General features: G+C 69.0%; 24 protein-coding genes and 1 pseudogene. 18 read left to right on the top strand and 7 right to left on the bottom strand.

Annotation, left to right across the window (positions count from 1 at the left end; all coding sequences use genetic code 11):
- Nucleotides 1–8 precede the first annotated feature (8 nt).
- From F614_RS0103185 to F614_RS0103160, 6 genes are all read left to right on the top strand, one after another.
- On the top strand, nt 9–2,042 hold the full coding sequence (locus F614_RS0103185) for a thioredoxin domain-containing protein (protein WP_019558239.1): 2,034 nt from the start codon (nt 9–11) through the stop codon (nt 2,040–2,042).
- 152 nt (nt 2,043–2,194) lie between these two features.
- Nucleotides 2,195–2,608 (top strand): rhodanese-like domain-containing protein, encoded by a 414-nt coding sequence (locus tag F614_RS0103180; protein WP_018867845.1) that lies wholly within the window; start codon nt 2,195–2,197, stop codon nt 2,606–2,608.
- 157 nt (nt 2,609–2,765) lie between these two features.
- Nucleotides 2,766–3,581 (top strand): GNAT family N-acetyltransferase, encoded by an 816-nt coding sequence (locus tag F614_RS0103175; RefSeq protein WP_019558238.1) that lies wholly within the window; start codon nt 2,766–2,768, stop codon nt 3,579–3,581.
- Nucleotides 3,582–3,585: 4 nt separating this feature from the next.
- Entirely contained in the window at nt 3,586–4,329 is a 744-nt protein-coding gene (locus tag F614_RS0103170) for a 1-acyl-sn-glycerol-3-phosphate acyltransferase (protein WP_018867843.1), read from the top strand.
- A 26-nt stretch (nt 4,330–4,355) separates the two neighbouring features.
- Nucleotides 4,356–5,591, top strand: coding sequence for a glycosyltransferase family 1 protein (locus F614_RS0103165; RefSeq protein ID WP_019558237.1), 1,236 nt, complete (start codon nt 4,356–4,358; stop codon nt 5,589–5,591).
- Nucleotides 5,566–6,096 (top strand): phosphatase PAP2 family protein, encoded by a 531-nt coding sequence (locus F614_RS0103160; RefSeq protein WP_026280251.1) that lies wholly within the window; start codon nt 5,566–5,568, stop codon nt 6,094–6,096. The genes F614_RS0103165 and F614_RS0103160 overlap by 26 nt, the downstream gene beginning before the upstream one ends.
- 147 nt (nt 6,097–6,243) lie before the next feature.
- On the opposite strand, the gene F614_RS0103155 is transcribed toward F614_RS0103160, so the two are convergent.
- The 7 genes from F614_RS0103155 to F614_RS0103125 form a co-directional block, all read right to left on the bottom strand.
- Nucleotides 6,244–6,573, bottom strand: coding sequence for a hypothetical protein (locus tag F614_RS0103155; protein ID WP_018867840.1), 330 nt, complete (start codon nt 6,571–6,573; stop codon nt 6,244–6,246).
- Nucleotides 6,574–6,645: 72 nt separating this feature from the next.
- The gene (locus tag F614_RS0103150) at nt 6,646–7,830 is read right to left on the bottom strand and encodes an alanine--glyoxylate aminotransferase family protein (protein ID WP_026329791.1); all 1,185 of its coding nucleotides are present in this window, start codon (nt 7,828–7,830) and stop codon (nt 6,646–6,648) included.
- 64 nt (nt 7,831–7,894) lie between these two features.
- Nucleotides 7,895–9,160: a glycolate oxidase subunit GlcF gene (glcF, locus tag F614_RS0103145; protein WP_019558235.1), complete on the bottom strand. Its 1,266-nt coding sequence runs from the start codon at nt 9,158–9,160 to the stop codon at nt 7,895–7,897.
- 4 nt (nt 9,161–9,164) lie between these two features.
- Nucleotides 9,165–10,274: a glycolate oxidase subunit GlcE gene (gene glcE, locus F614_RS0103140; RefSeq protein ID WP_018878850.1), complete on the bottom strand. Its 1,110-nt coding sequence runs from the start codon at nt 10,272–10,274 to the stop codon at nt 9,165–9,167.
- A 181-nt stretch (nt 10,275–10,455) separates the two neighbouring features.
- A complete protein-coding gene (locus F614_RS0103135) occupies nt 10,456–10,860 on the bottom strand; it encodes a DUF302 domain-containing protein (protein ID WP_018867836.1) in 405 nt (134 codons plus the stop codon).
- A gap of 30 nt (nt 10,861–10,890) precedes the next feature.
- Nucleotides 10,891–13,674 (bottom strand): TRAP transporter permease, encoded by a 2,784-nt coding sequence (locus F614_RS0103130; RefSeq protein WP_019558234.1) that lies wholly within the window; start codon nt 13,672–13,674, stop codon nt 10,891–10,893.
- Nucleotides 13,667–14,677 carry a TAXI family TRAP transporter solute-binding subunit gene (locus F614_RS0103125; protein WP_026280520.1) on the bottom strand — a complete coding sequence of 337 codons (1,011 nt, stop codon included), beginning with the start codon at nt 14,675–14,677 and terminating at the stop codon, nt 13,667–13,669. Before F614_RS0103125 ends, F614_RS0103130 begins: the two co-directional genes overlap by 8 nt.
- A 151-nt stretch (nt 14,678–14,828) precedes the next feature.
- Here F614_RS0103125 and F614_RS0103115 point away from each other — a divergent pair, with 151 nt between their 5' ends.
- The 12 genes and pseudogenes from F614_RS0103115 (at nt 14,829) to F614_RS14245 (ending at nt 25,194) form a co-directional block, all read left to right on the top strand.
- Entirely contained in the window at nt 14,829–15,623 is a 795-nt protein-coding gene (locus tag F614_RS0103115) for a transglutaminase family protein (protein WP_019558233.1), read from the top strand.
- Nucleotides 15,624–15,895: 272 nt separating this feature from the next.
- Nucleotides 15,896–17,155 carry a serine hydroxymethyltransferase gene (gene glyA, locus F614_RS0103110; protein WP_018867832.1) on the top strand — a complete coding sequence of 420 codons (1,260 nt, stop codon included), beginning with the start codon at nt 15,896–15,898 and terminating at the stop codon, nt 17,153–17,155.
- A gap of 30 nt (nt 17,156–17,185) precedes the next feature.
- Nucleotides 17,186–17,767, top strand: a complete 582-nt coding sequence (gene nrdR / locus F614_RS0103105; RefSeq protein ID WP_026280521.1) for a transcriptional regulator NrdR — start codon at nt 17,186–17,188, stop codon at nt 17,765–17,767.
- Entirely contained in the window at nt 17,767–18,942 is a 1,176-nt protein-coding gene (gene ribD, locus F614_RS0103100; protein WP_026329790.1) for a bifunctional diaminohydroxyphosphoribosylaminopyrimidine deaminase/5-amino-6-(5-phosphoribosylamino)uracil reductase RibD, read from the top strand. Before nrdR ends, ribD begins: the two co-directional genes overlap by 1 nt.
- 365 nt (nt 18,943–19,307) lie before the next feature.
- Nucleotides 19,308–19,991: a riboflavin synthase gene (locus F614_RS0103095; protein WP_018875809.1), complete on the top strand. Its 684-nt coding sequence runs from the start codon at nt 19,308–19,310 to the stop codon at nt 19,989–19,991.
- Between the two features lie 27 nt (nt 19,992–20,018).
- Nucleotides 20,019–21,125: a bifunctional 3,4-dihydroxy-2-butanone-4-phosphate synthase/GTP cyclohydrolase II gene (gene ribBA / locus F614_RS0103090; RefSeq protein ID WP_018875808.1), complete on the top strand. Its 1,107-nt coding sequence runs from the start codon at nt 20,019–20,021 to the stop codon at nt 21,123–21,125.
- Between the two features lie 371 nt (nt 21,126–21,496).
- Nucleotides 21,497–21,679: pseudogene (locus tag F614_RS15075) on the top strand (hypothetical protein).
- A 471-nt stretch (nt 21,680–22,150) separates the two neighbouring features.
- Nucleotides 22,151–22,636, top strand: a complete 486-nt coding sequence (gene ribE / locus F614_RS0103085) for a 6,7-dimethyl-8-ribityllumazine synthase (protein ID WP_018875807.1) — start codon at nt 22,151–22,153, stop codon at nt 22,634–22,636.
- A gap of 17 nt (nt 22,637–22,653) precedes the next feature.
- On the top strand, nt 22,654–23,181 hold the full coding sequence (nusB, locus tag F614_RS0103080) for a transcription antitermination factor NusB (protein WP_018875806.1): 528 nt from the start codon (nt 22,654–22,656) through the stop codon (nt 23,179–23,181).
- Nucleotides 23,182–23,206: 25 nt separating this feature from the next.
- Nucleotides 23,207–24,214 (top strand): thiamine-phosphate kinase, encoded by a 1,008-nt coding sequence (gene thiL, locus F614_RS0103075; protein WP_019558231.1) that lies wholly within the window; start codon nt 23,207–23,209, stop codon nt 24,212–24,214.
- A gap of 13 nt (nt 24,215–24,227) precedes the next feature.
- Complete coding sequence (locus F614_RS0103070) at nt 24,228–24,749, top strand: phosphatidylglycerophosphatase A (protein WP_018866939.1); 522 nt, start codon at nt 24,228–24,230, stop codon at nt 24,747–24,749.
- Nucleotides 24,750–24,864: 115 nt separating this feature from the next.
- On the top strand, nt 24,865–25,194 hold the full coding sequence (locus F614_RS14245) for a hypothetical protein (RefSeq protein ID WP_081619671.1): 330 nt from the start codon (nt 24,865–24,867) through the stop codon (nt 25,192–25,194).
- The last annotated feature ends 118 nt before the right edge of the window (nt 25,195–25,312 follow it).

Raw genomic sequence — 25,312 nt, 5'->3', positions numbered from 1 at the left:
GTCGCGCGATGAATCGACTGGCCGGGGCCAGCAGCCCTTATCTGTTGCAGCACGCCGACAACCCCGTGGACTGGTACCCCTGGGGCGAGGAGGCGCTGGAACGCGCCCGCCGCGAGGGCAAGCCGATCCTGCTGTCGATCGGCTACTCCGCCTGCCACTGGTGCCATGTGATGGCGCACGAGTCCTTCGAGGACCCGGACACCGCCGCGGTGATGAACGAGCGGTTCGTCAATATCAAGGTGGACCGCGAGGAGCGCCCGGATCTCGACCGCATCTACCAGAACGCGCATATGCTGCTGTCGCAGCGTCCCGGGGGCTGGCCGTTGACCGTCTTCCTGACGCCCGACCAGGTGCCGTTCTTTGCCGGGACCTACTTCCCGAGCACCCCGCGCCACGGCCTGCCATCGTTCGTGGATCTGATGACGCGGGTTGCCGACTTCCTCGCCGAGCACCCCGACGAGATCCAGCGCCAGAACGAATCGCTGCAGCAGGCGCTGGGTCGGATCTACCGCCCCGCCGGAGGCGCGATCCCGGCGCTCAGTGTCATCGACAAGGGGCGCGCGGAACTGGCGAAGACCTTCGACGAGCAGTTTGGCGGCTTCGGGGATGCCCCCAAGTTTCCGCACCCGGCCTCGCTCGAGTGGCTGGCCTGGCATGCGGCGCGCCATGGCGATGCCGAGGCCGACCGCATGCTGGGGCGCACCCTGGACGCGATGGCCGCGGGTGGCATCTTTGATCAGGCGGGGGGTGGCTTTTGTCGCTACTCGGTGGATGCCCGCTGGATGATTCCGCACTTCGAGAAGATGCTCTACGACAACGGCCCGCTGCTGGGGCTCTATGCCGAGCGCGCGGCCGGCGGCGATCTTCGCGCGCTGCGGGTGGTGGAACAGACGGTCGCCTGGCTGAAACGCGAGATGCGGGACGGCTCCGGGGCCTTCTACTCGAGCCTGGACGCGGACTCCGAGGGCGAGGAGGGACGCTTCTACGTCTGGGATCCGGACACCGTGGAGGCGTTGTTGCCGGAGGACGAATGGGCCGTTGCCAGCCGGGTCTGGGGGCTCAATGGCCCGGCCAATTTCGAGGGGCGCTGGCATCTGCACGAGGTCGTGCCGCCGGCGACCGGCGCGGAGGCGCTGGGGATCGACGAGGCGGAGGTGAACCGGCGGCTGGATCAGGCCCGGGAACGTCTGCTGACGGCCCGCGCGGATCGGGTGCGACCGCACCGGGACGAGAAGATCCTCGGCGCCTGGAATGCCCTGATGATTTCCGGACTGGCGCGGGCCGCGCGCGCCCTGGGGCGTCCGGAATGGCTGCACCTGGCACGTGACGCGATGACCGCCGTGCGCGAGCGCCTGTGGCGCGACGGCCGGCTGTACGCCAGCGTGCGCGAGGGGGCCACCGGTGCGATGCCGCGCGCCTATCTCGACGATCACGCCCTGTTGCTGGAGGCCACGCTGGCGTTGCTGGAGACTGAATGGGACAGCGAGCTGCTGGGCTGGGCCGTGACTCTGGCCGATACCCTGCTGGCGGAATTCGAGGACCGCGAGCACGGCGGTTTCTTCTTTACCGCCGGCGATCACGAGGCGCTGATCCAGCGCCCGAAAGTGTATTCCGACGATGCCATGGCCAATGGCAACGGTGTCGCGGCGCAGGCCTTGCAGAAGCTCGGGTTCATGCTGGCCGAGCCACGGTATATCGAGGCGGCCGAGCGCACCCTCGCCAACGCCGGACCGATGATCGAGCAGGCCCCGGTGGGACACATGAGCCTGCTGATGGCGCTGGACATCCACTACCAGCCGCCGGCCCTGGTCGTGCTGCGCGGGGCGGCGGACGAACTTCCCGCGTGGCAGCAGCGCCTGCGGGCGCAGGCTGCTCCGGTATGGGCCCTCGCGATCCCGGCCGATGCCGGCGACCTGCCCGCTGCGCTGGCGGAGAAGGCCGCGCCGGAGACGGGTGTGCGTGCCTATCTCTGCCGCGGCCTGCAGTGCGAGGCGCCGGTGACTGACCCTGCGGCGCTGGACAGCGCGCTCTCACAGGGTTGAAACGCCGGGTCGCGTACCCACGGTAGAATGCGTCCGGTGGTAGGAGCCTGCTTGCAGGCGAAGCCCCTGCCAAACTCCGACATGGGCAGGGGCTTCGCCTGCAAGCAGGCTCCTACAAAGACATCCAGATCATTGCAAAAGGGAAGATTCGAATGAGCGAGAAGAAGCTGATGGATTTCGTCGCCGAGGCACGCAAGAACGTGAAGGAGATTGCCCCGGCGGATCTCGCCGAGAAGATGGAAGCGGGCGAGGACTGGCTGGTGGTCGACGTGCGCGAACCCTATGAGTTCGAAAAGATGCACGCGCCGAATTCCATCCTCGTCCCGCGCGGCCTGCTGGAGGGCGCGGCCGACCCCAACACCCCGCACCGCATCGACGCCCTGGTGGAGGCCCGCGAGAAACCGGTGGCCGTGATGTGCGCGACCGGCGGCCGCGCCGCGATGTCCGTGCAGCGGCTGCAGGAGATGGGCTTCACCAACGTGGTGAATATCGCCGGTGGCATCAAGGGCTGGGAAGGCGAGGACCTGCCGGTCGAATCCGGCGCCTACACCGGCAAGCTGCCGTAGCACGGCCTCGCGGGGCGGGGGCTGGTGCCTCCGCCCCCAATGCCACCCTCTGCGGGTGGGCATCCGACGGCGGATTCACCCGACCGTCATCGTTTCTACACGGGATGGTCAAGCGCGCGGCGTAGTCTCCGGGGCAGTTCAACCGGAGGTCGCCACCATGACCGCACCGCCTCGCTCCCTGTCCGTGTCCTCCACGGATGCCGAAACTGCCTATCGCGTCCATCTGGCTTCCAGCCCCGCGGATCTGGAAGCCGCCCAGCGCCTGCGCCACGAGGTCTTCGCCGGCGAGATGGGGGCAGCGCTGCCGGACACCGCCTCGGGGCTGGATCGTAACCCGCTGGACGCCTTCTGTCATCACCTGCTGGTGCGTGACCGACGTTCGGGCGGTGTGGTGGCCTGCACGCGCATCCTGACCGAAGAGAGTGCGAGCACGGCCGGCGGTTTCTATTCGCTGTCCGAATTCGAACTGGGCCCGCTGATGAATCTGCCCGGGCGCACTCTGGAGGTCGGTCGTACCTGCGTGCGCGCGGACCATCGCCAGGGCGGCGCCATCAACGCACTGTGGACCGGGCTGGCGCGTTTCATGAATGCCCATCGCTACGACTACCTGATGGGCTGCGCCAGCCTGCCCCTGACCGAGCAGACACCGGCCCAGCTGGCCTGGCTGCGCATGTTCCATCGGGCCCCGTCGCGCCTGCGGGTCACCCCGCGCCGACCGCTTCCCAACGCCCTGACCATCTGCCACGGCACGCCCAGCCGCAGCGGTATGCCGCCGCTATTGAAGGCCTACCTGCGCCTGGGCGCGCGGGTCTGCGGCGAGGCCTGTTTCGATCCCGATTTCAATGTGGCCGACGTGCTCGTCTTGCTGGATGTGCGCGCCATGCCGGACCGTTACCATCGGCACTTCCTGGGCGCCGCGGCGCCTGCAAGCCGAGGAACGGAACATGACCGGAACACTGCGGGCACTGGCTAGGCTGATGCGTATCGTGCTGCACATGCTGGCGGGGGTCTGGCTGACCTGGCGGATGGCCCGCCGCGAGGCCGACTTCGAGGAGCGCAGTCGCATCCGCCGGGCCTGGTACGACCGTGCCCTGTGGATCGCGGGGGTGCGTTTCCGGATCCATGGCGAGCCGCCCCGGCGGCCGTCGCTGGTGGTCTCCAACCATGTCTCCTGGCTGGATATCCCGTTGATCGGGGCAGCGCTGGACCCGTGCTTCCTGTCCAAGGCGGAGATCGCGCGCTGGCCGGTCATCGGCTGGCTGGCCCGGCAGCACGACACCCGCTTCATCGAGCGCGGTGCGCACCAGGCCTCCGCCCATGTCGAGGCCATGCGGGCTGGCCTGGACGAGGGCCGCCATTTCGTGGTGTTTCCGGAGGGGACGACCAGCCGGGGCGAGTTCGTGCGCCGTTTCCACCCGCGCCTGTTCGCGGCCGTCACCGGCACTCGGCATCCGGTGCAGCCGGTGGCGCTGGCCTACGAGCGGACGCCCGATGGCGCGGTTCCGGTGTCGTATTCCGGCGGGGATCGCCTGATCCCCAACGTATGGCGCTTGCTGTGCCGCCGCGAGACGCGTGTGGACCTGCATTTTCTGGCGCCGCTGGAAGTCGCGGATCAGGACCGGCGCAGCCTGGCGGACGGTGCCCGTGAGGCCATCGTCCGCGTGCTGGACCTGCCACTGGAACCGCCAGCTGGTCGCGAAAGCGATCGCTCGCCTGCATAGCGCCGGCCGCGGCACGGGGATTCATCATGTGGTCGCAACCGCACATCGAGTCCCCGGGCCCCTGCCGCACACGCCTGCATCTGGCGCTGGTCACCGAGACCTGGCCGCCGGAGGTTAACGGCGTGGCGCATACCCTCGCGCGGCTGGTCGAGGGGATGCGCGAGCGTGGCCACCGGGTGCAGGTCGCCCGCCCGCGCCAGCCGGGCGAGGTGGCGCGCCCCTGCGGGGCGGGCGACGAATCAGGGGCGTGTGACCACCTGCTCGCGGGCCTGCCGCTGCCTGGCTACAGCGGCCTGCGCATGGGTCTCCCGGCGCGCCGCCGGCTGCAGGCCCTGTGGTCGGAGGACCGCCCGGATGCCGTGTATATCGCCACCGAGGGTCCGCTGGGGCATGCGGCCCTGCGCGCGGCGCGGCGCCTCGGGATTCCGGTCGCCTCGGGTTTCCATACCCATTTCGACGGCTATGCCCGCTACTACGGTGTCGGCTGGCTGACCCCGCTGGTGCGCGCTGTCCTGCGCCGTTTCCACAACCGCTGTGACGTGACTCTGGCCCCGACCGGGGCACTGGCGCACACGCTGGCGGCGCAGGGATTCCAGCGCGTGCGGGTGATGGCGCGGGGCGTGGATACCCGGCGTTTCACCCCGGCGCGGCGGTCATCGCGCCTGCGCCAGCAATGGGGTGCGGCGACCGCCACACCGGTCGTGCTGTACGTCGGGCGCCTGGCACCGGAGAAGAATCTGGCCCTGGTGGTGGATGCCTTTCGCGCCATCCAGGCGGCGCGCCCCGACGCGCGCCTGGTGGTGGTCGGCGATGGCCCCTCGCGAACGGAGCTGGAGCGGGCCAATCCGGACGCGATCTTCACCGGCCAGCAGGTGGGCCAGGCCCTGACACAGCACTACGCCAGCGCCGATCTGTTCCTGTTTCCGTCGACTTCCGAGACCTTCGGCAATGTGGTGATCGAGGCCATGGCGAGCGGGCTCCCGGTGCTGGCCTTCGATTCGGCCGCGGCTCACGAGCATGTGACCAGCGGCGTGAGTGGCGCCCGGGTGCCGCTGACGGGAACGGCGTCCGAGGATGCCGCCGCCTTCGTCGGCGCGGCGGGCGCTCTCGCGCAGGATCCGGAGGCCTGGCGCGAGATGGGCCGTCAGGCGCGAGCGCATGCCCGCGGGCTCGACTGGGTCGAGGTGGTGGCCGAGTTCGAGTCCCAGTGTCTGGGAATCCTCAAGGAGGGTCGCGATGCGAGTCCTGCAATGGATGGATGAGCTGGAGCTGGCGGTCTGCCGGCAGTTCAACCACTACAATCGGCGCCGCGTCGTCAGCGGGTTCTTTGGCGGGGTGAGCCGGCTAGGCGACGGGGTGGCCTGGTATGCGCTGATGCTGGTGCTGCCGTTGCTGCACGGGCCGCAGGCGGCTTGGGTCAGCCTGCAGATGGCGGTGGTGGGTCTGGCGTCGCTGCCGGTGTACAAGTGGCTGAAGCGACGCACCAGCCGGCGGCGGCCCTGCCACCGTGATCGCCCGTTCACGCGGACGGTGGACCCGCTGGACGAGTTCAGCTTCCCCTCCGGCCATACCATGCACGCGGTGGGATTCACCGTGGTCCTGGTGGCGTGGTTCCCGGTCTGGGCCTGGCTGGTGGTGCCGTTCGCGGCGCTGGTGGCCGCCTCGCGGCTGGTACTGGCGCTGCACTATCCAAGCGACGTCGCCATTGGCGCGCTGATCGGGGCCTCGATGGCCGGCGCGGTGCTCTGGCTCGCCGGGCTGTTCTAGGGGAACACCTCTCGTCATCCCGGCCGAAGCGCAGCGAAGCGCCGGGATCCCCGCGTCGCGGATGCCCCATCGCCCTGATCTGCCCTGGCGTCGGAGATCCCGGATAACCGCTGCGCGGTTTCCGGGATGACACCTTAGCGGGCGGGATCAGCCGCGGGAGGCGAGCGCCTCTTCGTTGTAGGCGGCGTCGATGGTGACGATGGTCTTTTCCACCAGGCGGAAGCCCTCCACGGGTGCATCATCGCCCATGTACTTCAGGCGGGTCGGGCCGATGGCCTTGACCGCCTCGGCGCGTTCCAGGGTGGTGTCCGGGCTGTCGGCGCCGGCCCCGTCCATCAGTGCGACCAGGACCTCGGCCGCGATGGGGTTGCGGTGTTCGCCGCTGCGCGCCTTTTCCAGCGACGCGGCAGGGTCGCCGTCCAGGAACACGCCGTCCATGTGTTCATCCAGGTACTGCAGCAGTTCGCTTAGCGTCATGGTGCGCCTCCCGTTGGGTCTCGCGGGGCCGCCAGCGCGCACGGGCGCGGCGGCGGCCGGTACTTGGTGGATTCAGCCCTGCTGCGCGTAGGCGGCCCGGGCAGCGGGCATCGCGCGGCCGGGGGTGACGGCCCCCATGTCGGCCAGCACGGCCTCGAGCGCGGACAGGCACAGCAGGACGTTCTTCTCGTTGGCGCCGTAGCCCATCAGGCCGATACGCCAGACCTTGCCGGCATACGGTCCCAGCCCGGCGCCGATCTCCAGGCCGTAGCGGTTCAGCAGTTCGCTGCGCACCGCGGCCTCGTCCACGCCCTCGGGCACGTGCACCGCATTGAGCTGCGGCAGGCGGTGCTCGGCATCCACCAGGAAGCTCAGGCCCATGGCCTCGAGGCCGGCGCGCAGGGCGTCGTGGTGGCGGCAGTGACGCGACCAGCTGTTCTCCAGGCCTTCCTCGGCGAGGATCACCAGCGATTCGTGCAGGGCGTACAGGGCGTTGATCGGGGCGGTGTGGTGGTAGGCGCGCTTGCCGCCGCCGCCCCAGTAACCCATGACCAGGTTCAGGTCGAGGAACCAGCTCTGGACCTTGTGGCTGCGCGCCTGGATGCGTTCCACCGCGCGCTCGCTGAAGCTGACCGGCGACAGGCCCGGGGTGCAGGACAGGCACTTCTGCGAGCCGGAGTAGATCGCGTCCACGCCCCAGTCATCCACGTACAGCGGGCTGCCGGCGAGGCCGGTGACCGAGTCGACGATGGTCAGGCAGTCGTGTTCGCGCGCCAGCCGGCACAGGGTCTCGACGTCCGAGCGCGCGCCGGTGGAGGTCTCGGCGTGCACGAAGGCCAGGATCTTCGCATCCGGGTTGCCCTTCAGCGCGTCCTCGACCTTCTGCGGGGAGACCGGGGCGCCCCAGTCGTCCTCGACCACCACGGCAGTGGCGCCACAGCGCTCGACGTTTTCCTTCATGCGCGTGCCGAACACGCCGTTGATGCAGACGATTACCTTGTCGCCCGGCTCGACCAGGTTCACGAAGCAGGTCTCCATGCCGGCGGAGCCGGGGGCGGAGACCGGCAGGGTCAGCGCGTTACTGGTCTGAAAGGCGTACTGCAGCAGGCCTTTCATCTCCTCCATCATGCCGACGAAAACCGGGTCCAGGTGGCCGATGATCGGGCGGCTCATCGCGCTCAGAACACGCGGGTTCACATCGGAGGGGCCGGGGCCCATCAGGGTGCGCTGCGGGGGGAGAAAGGATTTTGCCTGCATGGATGCGTCTACCGGATTGGAAAAGGGGGAATCTAGATCGCCGCCGGGGCGCGGGCAAGCGCCCCTACGCACCGGCGGGAGTTGCCGGACAGTGACGCTCGAGCAGCGTGAGCCAGTGCTCGACCGGGGTGTCCGTGCCACTTTGCAGATGGGTCTGGCAGCCGATGTTGGCGGTGACGATGCGCGCGGGGCCCGCGGCCTCGAGGTTGTCCAGCTTGCGCTGGCGAAGCCGACCTGCCATCTCCGGCTGCAGGATCGAGTAGGTGCCGGCAGAGCCGCAGCACAGGTGCGGCTCGATGACCGGAACCAGATTGAAACCGGCGGCCTGCAGGAGCGGTTCCACGCGCCCGGGCAGGGCCTGGCCGTGTTGCAGGGTACAGGGGGCGTGCCAGGCCACTGGTGGGTGATCGGCCGGTGCGCGGATCCCGAGCTCGCGGATGCTTTCGGCGTCGAACAGTTCCACCGGGTCGCGAACCCGTGCCGCCAGCCGGGCCGCGCGCTCGGCGTACGTCGGGTCGTCGGCCAGGATGTGCCCGTAGTCGCGTAGCAGCACGCCGCAGCCACTGGCGGTGCTGACGACCGCGTCGACGCCGCGCTCCAGGACCGGTTCCCAGGCGTCGAGGTTGGCGCGGACCCGGGCGCGGGTCCGTTCCTCGAAGGCCAGGTGGTGTTCCACCGCTCCACAGCAGCGGGCCGCCCCGGTCTCCACTACCTCGACGCCGCGGCGGGCCAGCAGGTGGCGCAGGGCCGCGTTGATGCGGGCGTCGATGGCGTCATGCACGCAGCCGCCCAGCAGCAGCACGCGCCCATGCTGGAAGCCGGGTCCCGCAGCACCGTTGGCGGGCCGGGGTACGGTCCCGGTGGCCTGGCGCGGCGGCACGCGCCGCTTCAGTCGCGCGGGCAGGGCCGGGCGGGCGAGACGCCCCAGCCCGAGGGCCAGACGGAACGGCCAGCGCGCCGGCAGGCCGCGCGCCAGCAGGCCGCGCAGCAGCCGCTCGCGCCAGGGGCGGTCGAGGTCGCGCTCGACGACCTCGCGGCCCACCGCCACCAGGTGGTTGTAGTCCACGCCGGAGGGGCAGGTGGTCATGCAGTTGAGGCAGGTCAGGCAGCGGTCCAGATGGGTGCGCGTCGTGGCATTGGCCTCGCCGCTCTCCAGGACCTCCTTGATCTGGTAGATCCGGCCGCGCGGGCCGTCCAGCTCGTCGCCCTGTTCCTGATAGGTCGGGCAGGTCGCGTTGCAGAAGCCGCAGTGCACGCAGGCGCGCAGCGCGTCCTCGGCGATGCGCGCCGCCGGGTCGTTCTCGAAGCGGGGGTGCAGGCGGGTTTCCATGGTCTCAGCTCGCCCGGGCGGGGCGTGGATGGGGGGCAATCAGTGGGGCGAAAAATACCCCGTCCGGGTCCATCGCCGCGCGGACTTCCCCTTCCAGGCGCGCGTGCGGCGCGGGGCGCGGATGCAGCCAGGAGCCGCCGGCGGGATTGCCCAGCCACAGCCGGGCATGCCCGCCCGCGTCTGCGACCGTCGTGCGGACCGTTTCCGGGGCCGCGCTGGAGCGCAGCCAGCGCTCGCCGCCGCCCCAGTTCATCAGCCACTCACCCGGCAGGTCGAGGGGCTGGGTCGCCGGCGGCAGGCTCAGACGCCACAGGCGTTCGTCGCCGGTCACCGAACCGGTCAGGAACGGCAGGTGACGATCGCGCAGCCGGGTCCAGAAGGGCGGACCCTCCAGATCGGCATCCGCGCCCAGGCGCTCGGCGGCCTCCTGCACGGCCTCCTGCCCACCGCCCAGGCGGATCCGGGTGATCCCGTCGGCCCAGGCCAGGCCGGAGAAGGGCAGGGCGGTGCGTCCCCAGTCCCGAGCCTGCTGGATGAATTCGGCCGCGGAGGCCTCGCGGCGCAGCCAGGCCTGGTAGGCGGGGGCGGGGAGCAGCTTGAAACTGGCTTCCAGCAGCAGGCCCAGACTGCCCATGCTGCCCGCCATCAGGCGCGAGACGTCGAAGCCGGCGACGTTCTTCATGACCTCGCCACCGAAGCGCAGGATCTCGCCGCGGCCGTTCACGATGCGCGTACCCAGCAGCGCGTCACGCAGACTGGCGGTCCAGGGGCGGCGCGCGCCGGACAGCCCCAGGGCGACCATGCCGCCCACGGTGCTGGACGGGGTGGGCATGGCCGGCTCGAAGGGCAGCATCATGCCGACCTCTTCCAGCGCGGCCTGCAATTCCATCACCGGTGTGCCGGCACGCACCGTCACCACCAGCTCGCTGGGGGCCAGATTGACGATGCCGTGGTGGCGGCCTGCCTCCAGCAGCTGCACACCCGCCGGATATCCTTCGGGGAACGCGAGGGCACGCTGACTGCCACTGCCGGTGATGGCCAGGCGGTGGCCGGCTGCACTGGCCGAACGGATGCGCTCGGCCAGTAGCAAGGACTGGTCGGTTCCGGGTTCCATCAGATGCGGGCGCGGCCGGGGCTAGTGGGCCTCGTGGAAAGTTCGGTAACGGATCGCTTCGCCAGAAGCGCCGGCGCTGCGTTGGGCAAGTTTGAAATAGCGTGGCTATTCCGGCACTTGCCCGCCTTGCTCCGGCACTTCTGGCTGTGCTCCATCGTCACCGAACTTCCCGCATGGCCCACTAGCCCGTCTCCAGTGTCAGGCGTACCCGTTCCAGGCGATGCCGCACATCTTGAGCAAGGTCCTCGACACCGGGCTTGTTGACCAGACCCATCACCGCGACCGGGTCCATGAAGCCGACCGTGCAGGTCCCGTTCTCGTTGTCCTGTACCAGGACGTTGCAGGGCAGCAGCAGCCCGATGTTCGGATCCGCCTCGATCGCCTGGCGGGCCAGGTTCGGGTTGCAGGCGCCGAGGATGCGGTAGGCCCGATGATCCAGGTCCAGTTTCTTCTTGAAGGCCGCGGCCACGTCGATCTCGCTGAGAATGCCGAAGCCTTCCTCGCCCAGGGCGGCCGTGGTGCGCTCGATCACCTGATCGATCGCGCCCGGCACGATCACGTTGAAGCCGTATTGAGGTTGTTCCATCGCGGGTCCTCCGTTCGTGGTGAGTTCGGGTTACGCCGACAGCGCCGGGGCGTCGGCGGATGGCCCGCCTCCCGGTGGTGTCGTGCGCCGGCGCTGGTTCCAGGCGACCAGGAGCCCCAGGGCCAGTGCGGGGAGGTAGAACCAGTAGGGACTCGGACGGTCGGTGGGCACCAGCACGCCGGTGATGGCCCAGCCACCCTCCAAGCCTACCCGGCCGGCCGGGCTGCCGAAAGCAACCGTTTGTATCTGCGCCTTCTGCGCGTCGGGATCGAAGCGCACGTCCAGGCCGGCATCGGCCAGGCGTTCGCGCGGAGCCAGGTCCGGGCTGCCCAGCGGGAACATCACCGTGCGGGTGATCTCGCGGCCCTCCAGGTCGATGCCGGTGGCCTCCACGCGCAGCGAGTCACGATCCGGGATCGTTTCGACGACCTCCAGCAGGGTCTCCGGCGGCTGGTGCGCAAAGGGCGGCGCGATGCGGTCCATCAGTACCGTGGGCACCAGCAGCACGAAGGCCACCACCAGCAGGGCGCCGGATTCCCAGTAGCGGCTGCGGGTCAGGAACCAGCCCTGGGTGGCTGCGGTAAACGCGAGGATGCCCGCCAGCGAGCCGAGGAATACCAGCGTCAGCTGGAACACGTTGTCCACGCCGATCAGCAGCAACTGGCTGTTAAAGATGAAGAAGAACGGCAATGCGATGGTGCGCAGGCTGTAGGCAAAGGCCTGGATCCCGGTGCGGATCGGGTCGGCCTTCGCGATCGCCGCGCCGGCAAACGAGGCCAGACCCACCGGCGGCGTCACGTCGGCCATGATGCCGAAATAGAACACGAACAGGTGGGCCGCGATCAGCGGGATCAGGATGTCGTGCTGGGCGCCCAGGTCGACGATGATCGGGGCCATCAGGGTCGCCACGATGATGTAGTTCGCGGTGGTCGGCAGGCCCAGCCCCAGGATCAGGCTGATCAGGGCCGTCAGCACCAGCACCAGCAGCAGGTTGCCGCCGGACAGGGTGTCCACCAGGTCGGTCAGCACCAGCCCGACGCCGGTCATTGCCACGGTGCCGACGATGATCCCGGCCGCGGCGGTGGCCAGGCCGATACCGATCATGTTGCGCGCGCCGGTCTCGAAGCCCTGAAACAGCTCCCATACCCCGACCCAGGTCGCCTGCAGCAGCCGGCCCTGGCGCCGGAACAGCGCGACCAGCGGGCGCTGGGTCAGGACGATGAAGATCATGAAGGCCACCGCCCAGAACGCCGCCAGCCCCGGCGACAGGCGCTCCACTACCAGGGCCCAGACCAGCACCACCAGCGGCAGCACATAGTGCAGACCGCCCAGTACCGTGGGTAGCACGCGCGGCAGGGGTTGCTCGGTGTCCAGGGGTTCCGGCTCGGGTTCGCGGGCGACGATCCACAGCAGGATCAGGTAGGCGGCGAACAGCAGGCCGGCGATGATCCAGGCGGCGGCGTCGCCGGCCACCTCCTTGATCCAGCCAAGCCCCCAGTACACCGCGGCGGCCAGGATGATCAGGCTGGAGACGGTGATTCCGAAGCTGATCAGGCGCCCGCGCCAGGTGGTCACGGTGGCGCGCTGGAGCCCCTCCATGCCGTTCTTGCAGGCCTCCAGATGCACGATATAGATCAGCGCGATATAGGCGATCAGCGCCGGCAGAATCGCGTGTTTGAGCACCTCCACGTAGGGGATGCCGACGTACTCGACCATCAGGAAGGCGGCGGCCCCCATCACCGGCGGCATCAACTGGCCGTTGACCGAGCTGGCCACCTCCACCGCGCCGGCCTTGTGCGGGGCGAAACCGACCCGGCGCATCAGCGGCACGGTGAAGGTGCCGGTGGTGACCACATTGGCGATGGATGAACCGGAGACCACCCCGGTCATCCCCGAGGCCATCACCGCGGCCTTGGCCGGCCCCCCGCGCAGGTGCCCGAGCAGGGAGAAGGCGACACGGATGAAGTAGTCGCCGGCGCCGGCGCGTTCCAGCAGCGCGCCGAACAGCACGAACAGGAACACGAAGCTGGTGGAGACCCCGAGCGCGATCCCGAACACGCCCTCGTTGGACAGCCACTGCTGCGCCATCGCGCGCGGGTAGCTGGCGCCGCGATGGGCGATCAGGTCCGGCATCAGCGGTCCGGCGAAGGTGTAGAACAGGAAGATCGCCGCGATGATGGTCAGCGCCGGGCCGAGCACGCGACGGGTCGCCTCCAGCAGCAGGATCAGGCCGATCCCGGCCATCACCAGGTCCAGCTCGGTGGGGGCGCCGGGGCGCGCCGCCAGGGCCTCGTGGAACAGGTAGAGGTAGAGCGCACTGAAGGCCGCGACCGCGGCGAATACCCAGTCGCCCAGGGGCACACGATGCACGGGGTCGTTCCCGCGCAGCAGGGGCCAGGCCACTACTACCAAAGCAATGCCCAGGGCCAGATAGACCTCGCCGAGGCGTTCAAGGCCCAGCAGCTGCCATAGCCCTAGTGCGATCAGGGCCAGGCCGCCGAGGGCATAGAGGATGCCGATCGCGTGCTGCCAGCCCTTGCCGCGGGCGGTGGGACGTACCGCGGGGAAGAGCAGGTAGCCGAGGAAGATCGCGAAGGCCAGATGGATGGAGCGGGCCTCGGTCTCGGAGACCACGAAGACATCCACCCAGTCGGCCATCGGCGCGGCGATCCAGATCTGGAACAGCGACCACGCGACGGCCGTGATCCAGATGAGACTGCGGGTCGCGCGGCCGGGGTGGCGGCCGCCGGTCTCCAGCTCGGCGACCTGACGGTCTTCCGGGCTGGCGGCATCCTGGGCTCGGGTATCAGTCATCGATCAGTCCTGCCTCGCGAAAGTAGCGTCGGGCGCCGGGGTGCATGGGCGCGGACAGGCCCTCGTCCACCATGCCCTCGCGTTCGAGCCCGCTGAAGGCCGGGTGCAGGCCGCGGAAGGTCTCGAAGTTCTCGAACACGGCGCGGGTCAGTTCAAAGGCGGCGGTATTCGACGTGCGGTCCGAGGTGACCAGGGTGGCACCCACGCCGTAGGTGCGGATGTCCTGGTCCTGCCCCGGGTAGGTATCGGCGGGGATCACGGCGGTGAGGTAGTAGGGGGTCGAGCGGATCAGCTCCTCGATGGCCGGGCCCTCGATGGAGACCAGGCGCGCATCGCAGGTGGCGATGGGCTCCTGGATCGCCGCCGAGGGGTGGCCGACGGAGAACACGAAGGCGTCGATGCGATTGTCGCACAGGGCCTGGGCCTGCTCGCGCGAGGGCAGCTCGCTGACCCGGCGGAAGGTATCGTGATCCCAGCCGAGCTTCTCCATCAGCTCTTCCATCAGGGTGCGCTGGCCGGATCCGGGGTTGCCGATGTTCACGCGCTTGTCCGGCAGATCATCCAGTCCGGCAATCTCCGCGTCGGGACGCACCACCAGGGTCAGGGGCTCCGGGTGCAGGCTGAACATGGCCCGCAGGTGCGTGGCCGGCCCGAAGGCCTCGAAGCGGCCGCTGCCGTGGTAGGCGTGGTATTGTAGATCCGACTGGGCCACGCCGAAATCCATGTCGCCGGAGCGCACCATGTTCAGATTGAACACCGAGCCCCCGGTGCTTTCCGCGGTGCAGCGCATCCCGTGTTCGTCGCGGCGGGTGTTGAACAGGCGGCACAGGTGCTGGCCGGCCGGGTAGTAGACCCCGGTGACACCGCCGGTACCGATATTGATGAAGCGCTGCTCGGCCGCCGCCAGGGGCGCGAGCAGCAGCAAAGCCAGGCTCAGGCCCAGGGCCGGCAGCCCGCGGGTCAGGTGACGTGTCGGGGTGCGGTGCACGGGGGATCCTCGCATGTGTTCTCCCGGGAACAGGCGGTATCGCGAGTGTAGGGAATCGGGCCGCAATGTACACGCTCGCCAGTCCGAGGCACGCGACAAGGTTTTTCTGGTTCTGCGGCCAAGCGGCGCGTAGGGTGGGGCCTCCATCCGACGCAGGCATTGCCCCATGTGGCTTGAAACCCGCTGTGACTTCGACTTCGAGATCCCGGTCCCGACCCCGTTCGTGCTGATGCTGCGCCCGCGCAGCGGTCCGCTGCAGTGGATCGCGCGCGAGGAGTATCGCCTGGTGCCGAACGCCCCGGTGACCGAGTTCGTGGATGTCTACGGCAATCTCTGCCAGCGTCTGGTCGCGCCGCCGGGGCCATTCTCGATCCACACGGCGGCCGAGGTGCAGACGGCCGATGCCCTGGATCGCGCCCCCGGCGCCCCGTTTGTCGAGGTACAGGCCCTGCCGGACGCGACCCTTGGCTACCTGCTGCCCAGCCGCTTCTGCGAATCGGACCGCTTCAATCTGATGGCCACCGAGATCACCGCTGGCCAGTGGCTGGGCTACGACCAGGTGGCCGCGATCGAGCAGTGGCTGCGCGAGCGCATCGAGTACCTGCCGGGCACCAGCGACGTCCCGGTGTCCGCGGTGGAGGTGAACCAGCGCGGGAGCGGGGTGTGCCGCGACCTGGCGCATCTCGGCATTGCGCTTTGCCGCAGTCTCAGCATCCCGGCGCGCATGGTGGTCGGGTATCTGCACGGCCTGCAGCCGATGGACATGCACGCCTGGTTCGAGGCCTTCGTCGGCGGTCGCTGGTACAGCTTCGATGCGACCCAGACGGAATTGCGGGGCGGCTACGTGGTGGTGGGCTACGGCCGCGACGCGGCGGACGTGGCGATCTACAACCAGTTCGGGCTCCCGGTCTACCCGATCCGCCACGAGGTGGGTGTCGAGCGGATCGACGGACCCGCCTGACGCGCGCCGGGCGCGGTATTCCACGGTCGCTGGAAGGGGCTTGAGCCGGCCCCGTCCGCGCCTAAGGGACCGGCATCAAAGTACTTGATCGGGCTTGCGAAACCCGCAATTTCGGGGCGTTCGCGAGGCGTCGTGGTGGGCGCCCCGGGAGCCGCCCGGTCTGAAAAGAGGGGCCGGATGACGTATGATAAGCGGCCTTTTTGACGGCAGTGCCGCCTTCCGGCGGGCGCGCCGCAATCCACCGAATCCGAAGCCTTGAACGGGAGAACCGAATGTTTTCGATCGACATGAGTATCCACGGTTACGACGACGAACTCTGGGGCGCCATCAGCAAGGAGGCGCAGCGCCAGGAAGAGCACATCGAGCTGATCGCCTCCGAGAACTACACCAGCCCGCGCGTGATGGAGGCCCAGGGCTCCGTGCTGACCAACAAGTACGCCGAGGGCTACCCGGGCAAGCGCTACTACGGTGGCTGCGAGTACGTGGATATCGTCGAACAGCTCGCGATCGATCGCCTCAAGGAGCTCTACGGCGCCGACTACGCGAACGTGCAGCCGCATTCCGGCTCGCAGGCCAACGCGGCTGTGTACATGGCCCTGCTGCAGCCGCATGACACCGTGCTCGGCATGAGCCTGGACGCCGGCGGCCACCTGACCCACGGCGCCAAGCCGAACTTCTCCGGCAAGATCTACAACGCGGTGCAGTACGGCATCACCGACGAGGGCCTGATCGACTACGACGAGGTCCAGCGCCTGGCCACCGAGCACCAGCCGAAGATGATCGTCGCCGGCTTCTCCGCCTACTCGCGTGTGGTCGACTGGAAGCGCTTCCGCGAGATCGCCGATTCCGTGGGCGCCTACCTGATGGTGGACATGGCCCACGTCTCCGGCCTGATCGCCGCCGGCGAATACCCGAACCCGATCGACCACGCCCACGTGGTCACCTCCACTACGCACAAGTCCCTGCGCGGGCCGCGTGGCGGCTTCATCATCACCAAGGGTCAGCCGGAGCTGAACAAGAAGTTCCAGTCGCTGATCTTCCCGGGTACCCAGGGTGGCCCGCTGATGCACGTGATCGCCGGCAAGGCGGTGGCGTTCAAGGAGGCCCTGGAACCGGAATTCAAGACCTACCAGAAGCAGGTGATCGCCAACGCCCGCGCGATGGCCGAGGTCCTGGTCGAGCGCGGCTATGACATCGTCTCCGGCGGCACCGACAACCACCTGTTCCTGCTGAGTCTGGTGTCCAAGGGCATGACCGGAAAGGCCGCGGATGCCGCGCTGGGTCGCGCCAACATCACGGTCAACAAGAATGCGGTGCCGAACGACCCGCAGTCCCCGTTCGTAACCTCCGGCATCCGCATCGGCACCGCCGCGCTGACCACGCGTGGCTTTACCGAGGCCGAGTCGCGCGAGCTGGCCGGCTGGATCGCCGACGTGCTGGACGACCACGAGAACGAGCAGGTGATCGACGCGACCCGCGACAAGGTCGTCGAGATCTGCCGCCGCTTCCCGGTCTACGGCGCGCCCGAATAATCTCGGCGAGTCACGGGTCGCGGGCGCGGGATGCGCTGTCCGTCCTGTCATGATCAGGATACCCGCGTGGTCGATTCGCGGGTGGCCGGCCCGGAGCAGGAACAGATCCGGCGCCGGCGCCAGTGCCGCGCCTGCGGGGCGCGCTTTACCACCTTCGAACGGGCGGAGTTCAGCCTGCCGCGGGTGGTCAAGCGCTCCGGCGAACGCGTCGCCTTCGACGAGGAGAAGCTGCGCAGCGGTCTGCGTCGGGCCCTGCACAAGCGCCCGGTGAAGACCGACGATGTCGAGCGGGTCATCGACGACATCAAGCGTCAGCTGTCCGCGCTCACCGCCCCGGAAGTGAAATCCGACCGTATCGGCGAAATGGTTCTGGCCGCCTTGCACGGCCTCGACCATGTGGCCTATATCCGGTTTGCCTCCATTTATCTCAGCTTCGCCAGCGTGCAGTCCTTCCGCGAGGCCATCGAACGGCTGGAGGAAGACCTCAGCCCGGAGATGCGCCGCTCGCAGCTGCGCCTGATCGACGAGGAGGCGCCCGGTCCTGCCCCGGAATCGGCGGCGGGTGGCCCGCAGGAGCCACCGGGGAGTGGTGACTCGTCCAGGGGGGAGTGATGGAAGCACCCACGACCGAGCAGGCGATCACGGACCGCCGTTACATGGCGCGGGCCCTGGAGCTGGCCGACTACGGCCGCTTCACCGCGGACCCGAACCCGCGGGTCGGGTGCGTGATCGTGCGCGACGGACACGAAGTCGGCGCGGGACTGCACTGGAAGGCCGGCGAGGCCCATGCCGAGGTGAACGCACTGCGGGCGGCCGGCGAGGCCGCGCGCGGCGCAACCGCCTACGTCACCCTGGAACCCTGCAGCCATCACGGCCGGACCCCGCCCTGCACCGATGCCCTGATCGGCGCCGGGGTAGCCCGGGTCGTGATCGCCATGCAGGACCCCAACCCGCAGGTCTGTGGCGGCGGGATCGAGGCCCTGCGGGCAGCAGGTATCCCGGTCTACAGCGGCGTGCTGGAGGCCGAGGCGCGTGCCCTGAACCCCGGATTCGTGCGGCGCATGGAGCAGGGACACCCCTGGGTGCGCGTCAAGCTTGCCGCGAGCCTCGACGGGCGTACCGCCATGGCCTCCGGCGAGTCGCAGTGGATCACCGGCGAGGCGGCGCGCCGCGACGTCCAGCTCTGGCGGGCCCGCGCGGGCGCGATCCTGACCGGCAGCGGCACCGTGGTCGCCGACGACCCGCGCCTGAACGTGCGCATGAAGCCCTTCGACCTGGCCGCCCATGCCGGGTTTCCGGATGACCCCCGCTATTACGACCTGCCGGGACGCCAGCCCCTGCGGGTGATCCTGGACGCCCGCCTGCGGACGCCGCCAGGCGCGCAGATCCTGCGCGAGGGACCGGTCTGGATCCTCACGGGCCCCGATGCCGCGGACTCGCCGGCCGCCGACACCCTGCGCGGCCGAGGGGCGGAGGTCCGGCCCGTGCCGTTGGCGGAGGAATCCGCCGAGGGCGGGCTGGATCTGGGCGCGGTGCTGGCGGAGCTGGGCCGCGCCGAGGTCAACGAGCTGCATGTGGAATCCGGGCCGGGGCTGGCCGGGGCGCTCGCCCGTGGTGGCTGGGTGGACGAATGGCTGATCTACCAGGCCCCCCTGCTGATGGGCTCCAATGCTCGCCCCCTGGTCGAGTGGCCGCTGGCCCGCATGTCCGAGCGCGCCGAACTCGAGATCGTCGATTCCCGCTGGGTCGGCGAAACCCTGCGCCTGCGCGCCCACCCGCGTTCGTAAGGGCTGATTTCACCACGAAGCGCACGAAGGCACGAAGAAGGGAAAGGTCAAGGGCGGTCTACAGGAAGACGGGAAGAGTGGAAGGATGACTGGGTTTGAAACGGGGTGCGCAACGGCATCGCATGGGCAGACCATGACCATCCGCTATTGTTATTTACCGAAAAACCCTTCCAGTTTTCCCATCTTCCTGTGAACCGCCTTTGACCTTCTTCGTGTCTTCGTGTGCTTCGTGGTGAACAAGGGGTTTCCGGGCAGGAACCGGGTAAAAGGGCGGGGCGTGGTGCGAACTCATTAGGGTTTCCCTATGATGGGCGGCGAGCAGCCCGGCGCGGTTCGTGCGGGCACCCCGGAACGAGCGGACGTCCATGTTTACCGGAATCATCGAGACCCTAGGCAGCCTGGAGCGCCTGACCCCCAGTGGTGGCGACGTGCGGCTGCACGTGAACGCGACCGGGATGGACCTGTCGGACACCCGGCTGGGGGACTCGATCGCGGTGAACGGGGTCTGCCTGACGGTGACCGATCTGGCGGGCAGCGGCTTTGCCGCCGATGTCTCGCGCGAGTCGCTGGAGGTGACCACGCTGGGCCATCTCGGACCGGGGGACCGGGTGAATCTCGAACGGGCGCTGGCCCTGGGCGACCGCCTGGGCGGGCACATGGTGTCCGGGCACGTCGACGGCGTCGGCGAGGTGGTGGCGATGGAGCCCGATGCGCGCTCGACCCGCGTGCGCTTTCGCGCGCCACCGGCACTGGCCCGCTACATCGCGGCCAAGGGCTCGATCACTATTGATGGCACCAGCCTGACCGTGAACCGCGTGGACGGCGCCGAGTTCGAGGTCAACATCATCCCGCATACCTGGTCCCTGACCCGCTTCGCCGTCTATACGGTGGGCACCCCGGTCAACCTCGAGGTCGACCTGATCGCCCGCTACCTGGAGCGTCTGATGCTGGGCGAGCGGGCGGCCGAGCCCGGCGCGCAGGCGGGCGACCTGTCGGAGGCCTGGCTGGCTGAACAGGGCTTTCCCAATCAATCCGGGCCGCGCGACTGAGCGCACGGCCCCCGACCGAAGGCACGCATGGAATTTTCCAGTACCGAAACGATCCTCGAGGAACTGCAGGCCGGACGCATGGTGGTCATCGTCGACGACGAGGACCGCGAGAACGAGGGCGACCTCTTGATGCTGGCCTCGCACGCGCGGCCCGAGGACATCAACTTTATGGCCAAGTACGGCCGCGGCCTGATCTGCCTGACGCTGACCCGCGAGCGCTGCAAGCAGCTCGCGCTGCCGCTGATGGTGACCGACACCAATGACGTGCATGGCACCAACTTTACGCTGTCGATCGAGGCCGCCGAGGGCGTGACCACCGGCATCTCGGCCTACGATCGCGCACACACCATCCGGACCGCGGTCGCGCCCAACGCGAAGCCCGAGGATATCGTCCAGCCGGGGCACGTGTTTCCGCTGATGGCACAGCCCGGCGGGGTCATCGTGCGCGCCGGCCATACCGAGGCCGGGTGCGATCTGGCGCGCCTGGCTGGGGCCGAACCGGCGGCGGTGATTGTCGAGATCCTGAACGAGGACGGCAGCATGGCGCGGCGTTCGGATCTCGAACGCTTCTGCGCCGAGCACGATCTCAAGATGGGCACCATCGAGGACCTGATCCGCTACCGGATCGAGAACGAGAAGACGGTGCAGCGGGTTTCCGAACGCCCCTTCCCGACCGAGTACGGCGAGTTCCGCTTGCTGGCGTTCGAGGACGAGGTGGATCACGAGCTGCATTTCGCGCTGGTGCGCGGGGAGCCGAAGCCGGACCAGGAGACCCTGGTGCGTGTCCACCTGGAAAGCACGCTGTACGACACGCTGGGTTACGCCGGTCCGGATCGTGGCTGGCCGCTGGACGATGCCCTGCGCCGGATCGACGCGGCCGGCGAGGGTGTGGTGGTGGTGCTGCGCAAGCACGAGAGCCCGGAGGCCCTGGCCCAGCGTCTGGAGCATATCGGCCAGCCGGCGCCGGAAGAGCGCAGTGGGCGGGAGAACTCCGCCGAGTGGCGCATGTATGGCATTGGTGCCCAGATCCTGGCTGACTGCGGGGTGGGGCGCATGAAGCTGATGTCGGCGCCCAAGCGCTTTCATGGCCTCGGTGGCTTCGGCCTGGAGGTCGTGGACTACGTCCACGAGTAGCCCCCGGCCGCCTGCCTCGTGGTGGCTGGCCATGGTTCGTCGCTCGGTGTTTACGGTGCCTTCGGTCCGCCACCTGCCAGGCGCTGACTCGCCAGCGCGCCCCGAGTGACTTCTTTGCTCGTGCAAAGAAGTCACCAAGAAACACGCCCGACTGCCGCGACCCCGGCCCGCTGTGCGGGCCGGGGTTTCCCTCGCTCCGAGGCTTTTCGCGGGCGGCGCTGAACTCGCTGCGCTGCGCTCCGCTCAGACATCCAGCGCCTTTTCTCCCGCGAAAACCCTCTCCACTCGGCGCGACGACAACGGGGATGCAGGTCAAAACAACGGCCGTCCCGACGATATTGCGAGTGGACGAAGGCTAGGTCTCCGGACATCTGGGCACGCTCGGCCTTCGGCCGTTGCGTGCCGCGCCCGCGTAGCGGGCGCCGGGGGCTTTCGGGTGGCGGTGCCTATGGTTAGGAGTAAGCATAGGGATACGGTAGGTTTTGACCTTCGCTTCCCGTATGGAGCCCCTTGCGGAAGGGTTCTCGGGCCGGAAGAAGGCGCTGGATGTCTGAGCGAAGCGCAGCGTAGCGAGTTCAGCGCCGCCGGCCCGAGGGCCCTGGAGCAAGGTTCCCGGGCGGAATCCGGGTGCCTTTTTTGGGTACTTTCTTGGGCAAGCAAGAAAGTGCCTCGGGGCGCGCTGGCGAGTCAGCGCACGGCAGTATGTAGACCGAAAGCACGTAAACACCGGATGCCGAACCCAGACCAGCCACCACGAGGCAGGCGACCTAACGAAGGGACCGTCAACCACCGAGCGATGAACAAGGGTCCGCCATGATCGGGCAGGACGCCGGGCCGACGCCACTGAGCATACCGGCGCCAAATGCAGGTCCAGTCAGCGCCATGGCAGGCGGGCGGCTGCGCGATTCGTGCGGGCGCGCTCTACCGCGCGGGTTCGCGGTGCTACACTAGGCGGCCTTTGCAACTCGGCCCCGCGGGTCGGCCCCGAACGGCCGCCTCGTCTCCGTCTCAATCGGAATGAAACCATGCACGACATCAAGACCCTGGAAGGCGTATTCACCGACGCCGCCGACCATCGCTATGGCCTGCTGCTGGCGCGTTTCAACAGCCTGATCGTCGAGCGCCTGCTGGAAGGCGCAGTGGATACCCTGAAGCGCCATGGCGTGCAGGAAAAGAATCTGACCATCGCCCGTGTGCCGGGGGCCTACGAGCTGCCGCTGGCGGCCCAGGCGATGGCGCGTTCCGGGCAGTATGACGGGGTCATTGCCCTGGGCTGCGTGATCCGTGGCTCCACCCCGCATTTCGACTACGTCGCCGGCGAGGCGGCCAAGGGCCTGGCCCAGGTGCAGATGGCCGAAGATCTGCCGATCAGCTTCGGTGTCCTGACGACGGATTCCATCGAACAGGCGATCGAACGTGCCGGCACCAAGGCGGGCAACAAGGGCGCGGATGCGGCGATGGGCGCGATCGAGATGGTCAGCCTGATGCGCCAGCTGCGCGGCGGCGCCTGAGCGAGCACGAAACCGACGTGACCGAACCGGGCAATCCCTCCCAACCCGACCGTCCCGCCGCCAAGGGCGCGGGCGGCGCACGCGGCAAGCGCCCGCGCAGCACGCCCGAACAGCGGGCGCGCCATGCGCGCTCGTTCGCGCGGCGCCGCGCCATGCAGGCGCTCTACTCCTGGCAGATGACCGGCGCCCACCCCAAGGACATCCTGGCCGAGTTCCGTGACGACGAGGAACACGCGAAGGCGGATGCCGAGTACTTCCGCGAGCTGCTGATCGGTGTGACCCGCGATCGCGAGGCCCTGGATGCCCGCATGGAGCCGTACCTCGGCCGCCCGCTGGACCAGCTCGACCCGGTGGAGCATGCCCTGCTGTGGCTGGGTCAGTGGGAGCTGGCCGAGCGTATCGAGGTGCCCTACCGCGTGGTGATCAACGAGGCCGTGGACCTGGCCAAGCGCTATGGTGCCGAACAGTCGCATCGCTACATCAACGGTGTGCTGGACCGGCTCTCGGCCGAGCTGCGCGGTCCCGAGCGCGCCACGCCGCGCTGACCCCGCGCAACTCCGCAGCACGGCAATGGCCGGCCCCGACTCCGAGTTCGACCTGATTCAGCGTTATTTCGGCGCGCCGTTGGCGGACGTGAACGCCGAGGGCGTTCGGCTTGGCATCGGGGACGATGCCGCCCTGCTGGCTGTGGCGAGCGGCCACGAGCTGGCCGTCACTGTCGACACCCTGGTTGAGGGTACCCATTTTTTCCCCGATCACCCGCCGGCGAGCGTTGGCCACAAGGCCCTGGCTTCCAACCTCAGTGACCTGGCTGCGATGGGGGCCGAGCCGCTGGGCGCGCTGCTGTCGCTGACCCTGCCCCGGGTCGATCATGACTGGCTGGCGGGTTTCAGCGAGGGCTTCCTGGCGCTGGCCGAAGAGGCTGGTATCCCGCTGGTAGGCGGGGATACCAACCGGGGCCCTCTGGCAATCAGCGTGACCGTGCTGGGTACCGTGCCCGCGGGCCAGGCCCTGCGCCGGGCCGGGGCCCGGCCCGGCGACCGACTGGTGGTATCCGGTGCGTTGGGCGGGGCGGCCTTCGGGCTTGCCCACGAGACCGCCCGGCGGGCGCGGGGCGCCGCGGGCGCGACTCTGCCCGCCGATGCCCGGGAGCCGGCCTGCGACCGGCTGTTCTGGCCCCGGGCGCGGCTGGCCCTGGGGCGCGGCCTGCGGAACCGTGCCCGGGCGGCTATCGATATTTCCGACGGCCTGCTGGCGGATCTCGGGCACCTGTGTGCCGCGTCGGGCTGTGGCGCGCGGGTCGACTGGCCCGCCGTCCCCCGCGATCCGTTGCTGGCACAGATCCCGGACGATCAGGCCCGCGAGTATGCGCTCGGCGGAGGCGAGGACTACGAACTGCTGTTCGCACTGCCGGCCGGGGAATCGCTGGATCTGCTGGCCTTCAGCGTGGATCTGCCGCTGACCGTGATCGGGGAATGCACGGAGGGTGACGCGGTGGTCGTCGAGGACGCGGACGGGCGGCGACTGGACGTGACGCGGGCGGGGCACGATCATTTCGCGGACACCGAAGAACACTAGGGACAGGGTAGCCATGACGGAGCAGAAGAGCCGCAAGCCGCAGATGCCATCGGCGAAGACCGTATTCGGCGATCCGATCCACCTGCTGGCCTTTGGCTTCGGCAGCGGCCTGTCGCGCTGGGCCCCGGGCACCACCGGCTCGCTGGGCGCGCTGGTGCTGTACTTCGCGATCATGAATTTCCCGGAATGGGCCTATATCGCCGTGACCGTGATCGTGGTCATGGCCGGCTTCCACATCTGTGGCGAGAGTGCCCGCAAGCTCGGTGTGCACGATCACCCGGGCATCGTCTGGGACGAATGGGCGGGCATGCTGATTACCCTGGCCTTTGCCCCCGCGGGGCTGATGTGGGTGGTGGTCGGCTTTCTGCTGTTCCGGATTTTCGACATCCTCAAGCCCTGGCCGGCGAACTATTTCGACCACAAGTGGCAGGACGGCCACGGGATCATGATGGACGATGTGGTCGCCGGCCTGTACGCAGGCTTCGCCCTGGTGATCCTGGGCGGGTTGTTCCAGCAACTGGTGGTCGAGGCGTAGGACAGCACTCGGGTGGGCCCGGGTGTGAACGGGTCGTCAGAGTCGCGCGATGGCGAGAACTCGTGCGGATACGGCAACGCCTCAGGGTCAGGTATCCACCAAAGGAGTGTGTGGCATGAAGATCTCCATGCGTCATTGGCTTCAAGTCTTGTTCGTGAGTGCCCTCCTGGCGTCTGGCGGCGTTCAGGCGCAGCCGGCGGGCGGGCCGCCTTCGGGCGCCCCGGGCGCCAGTGGCGACACGCCGGCCGCTGGCGACCTGCCACCCGGACACGGCGGTACTCCGCCCGGGCAGCGCCGCGGCGACCCGCGCCCCGATGGGGGGCCCGACCTTCCGCGGGCGCCGGATCCGTCCTCGCCGCCGTCGCCGGACGACGCGCCGCTGCCGGACCCGTCCGATCTCCCCGAGCCGCCCACCCCGCCGAGCCCGGATCTCCCGGGGCTCTGACCGAGCGCGGCGGATCCGCCCTGCGCACGTGTTCCCGGGGTGGGGCGGTCTCCGTTTGACCGTGTAGTGGTCAATTCATTTCGGACGTCTCGATCGGTGCTCCCGTCCTTCGCTCAGT

This window comes from Thioalkalivibrio sp. ALE12 (genome assembly GCF_000381105.1).
Lineage (GTDB): Bacteria > Pseudomonadota > Gammaproteobacteria > Ectothiorhodospirales > Ectothiorhodospiraceae > Thioalkalivibrio.
This window is presented reverse-complemented; position numbering and strand designations above follow the sequence as displayed.

Coding starts and splice junctions, on each gene's coding strand:
- F614_RS0103185 (WP_019558239.1), top strand. CDS start 9: ATGAATCGACTGGCCGGGGCCAGCAGCCCTTATCTGTTGCAGCACGCC.
- F614_RS0103180 (WP_018867845.1), top strand. CDS start 2,195: ATGAGCGAGAAGAAGCTGATGGATTTCGTCGCCGAGGCACGCAAGAAC.
- F614_RS0103175 (WP_019558238.1), top strand. CDS start 2,766: ATGACCGCACCGCCTCGCTCCCTGTCCGTGTCCTCCACGGATGCCGAA.
- F614_RS0103170 (WP_018867843.1), top strand. CDS start 3,586: ATGCGTATCGTGCTGCACATGCTGGCGGGGGTCTGGCTGACCTGGCGG.
- F614_RS0103165 (WP_019558237.1), top strand. CDS start 4,356: ATGTGGTCGCAACCGCACATCGAGTCCCCGGGCCCCTGCCGCACACGC.
- F614_RS0103160 (WP_026280251.1), top strand. CDS start 5,566: ATGCGAGTCCTGCAATGGATGGATGAGCTGGAGCTGGCGGTCTGCCGG.
- F614_RS0103155 (WP_018867840.1), bottom strand. CDS start 6,573: ATGACGCTAAGCGAACTGCTGCAGTACCTGGATGAACACATGGACGGC.
- F614_RS0103150 (WP_026329791.1), bottom strand. CDS start 7,830: ATGCAGGCAAAATCCTTTCTCCCCCCGCAGCGCACCCTGATGGGCCCC.
- glcF (WP_019558235.1), bottom strand. CDS start 9,160: ATGGAAACCCGCCTGCACCCCCGCTTCGAGAACGACCCGGCGGCGCGC.
- glcE (WP_018878850.1), bottom strand. CDS start 10,274: ATGGAACCCGGAACCGACCAGTCCTTGCTACTGGCCGAGCGCATCCGT.
- F614_RS0103135 (WP_018867836.1), bottom strand. CDS start 10,860: ATGGAACAACCTCAATACGGCTTCAACGTGATCGTGCCGGGCGCGATC.
- F614_RS0103130 (WP_019558234.1), bottom strand. CDS start 13,674: ATGACTGATACCCGAGCCCAGGATGCCGCCAGCCCGGAAGACCGTCAG.
- F614_RS0103125 (WP_026280520.1), bottom strand. CDS start 14,677: ATGCGAGGATCCCCCGTGCACCGCACCCCGACACGTCACCTGACCCGC.
- F614_RS0103115 (WP_019558233.1), top strand. CDS start 14,829: ATGTGGCTTGAAACCCGCTGTGACTTCGACTTCGAGATCCCGGTCCCG.
- glyA (WP_018867832.1), top strand. CDS start 15,896: ATGTTTTCGATCGACATGAGTATCCACGGTTACGACGACGAACTCTGG.
- nrdR (WP_026280521.1), top strand. CDS start 17,186: ATGCGCTGTCCGTCCTGTCATGATCAGGATACCCGCGTGGTCGATTCG.
- ribD (WP_026329790.1), top strand. CDS start 17,767: ATGGAAGCACCCACGACCGAGCAGGCGATCACGGACCGCCGTTACATG.
- F614_RS0103095 (WP_018875809.1), top strand. CDS start 19,308: ATGTTTACCGGAATCATCGAGACCCTAGGCAGCCTGGAGCGCCTGACC.
- ribBA (WP_018875808.1), top strand. CDS start 20,019: ATGGAATTTTCCAGTACCGAAACGATCCTCGAGGAACTGCAGGCCGGA.
- ribE (WP_018875807.1), top strand. CDS start 22,151: ATGCACGACATCAAGACCCTGGAAGGCGTATTCACCGACGCCGCCGAC.
- thiL (WP_019558231.1), top strand. CDS start 23,207: ATGGCCGGCCCCGACTCCGAGTTCGACCTGATTCAGCGTTATTTCGGC.
- F614_RS0103070 (WP_018866939.1), top strand. CDS start 24,228: ATGACGGAGCAGAAGAGCCGCAAGCCGCAGATGCCATCGGCGAAGACC.
- F614_RS14245 (WP_081619671.1), top strand. CDS start 24,865: ATGAAGATCTCCATGCGTCATTGGCTTCAAGTCTTGTTCGTGAGTGCC.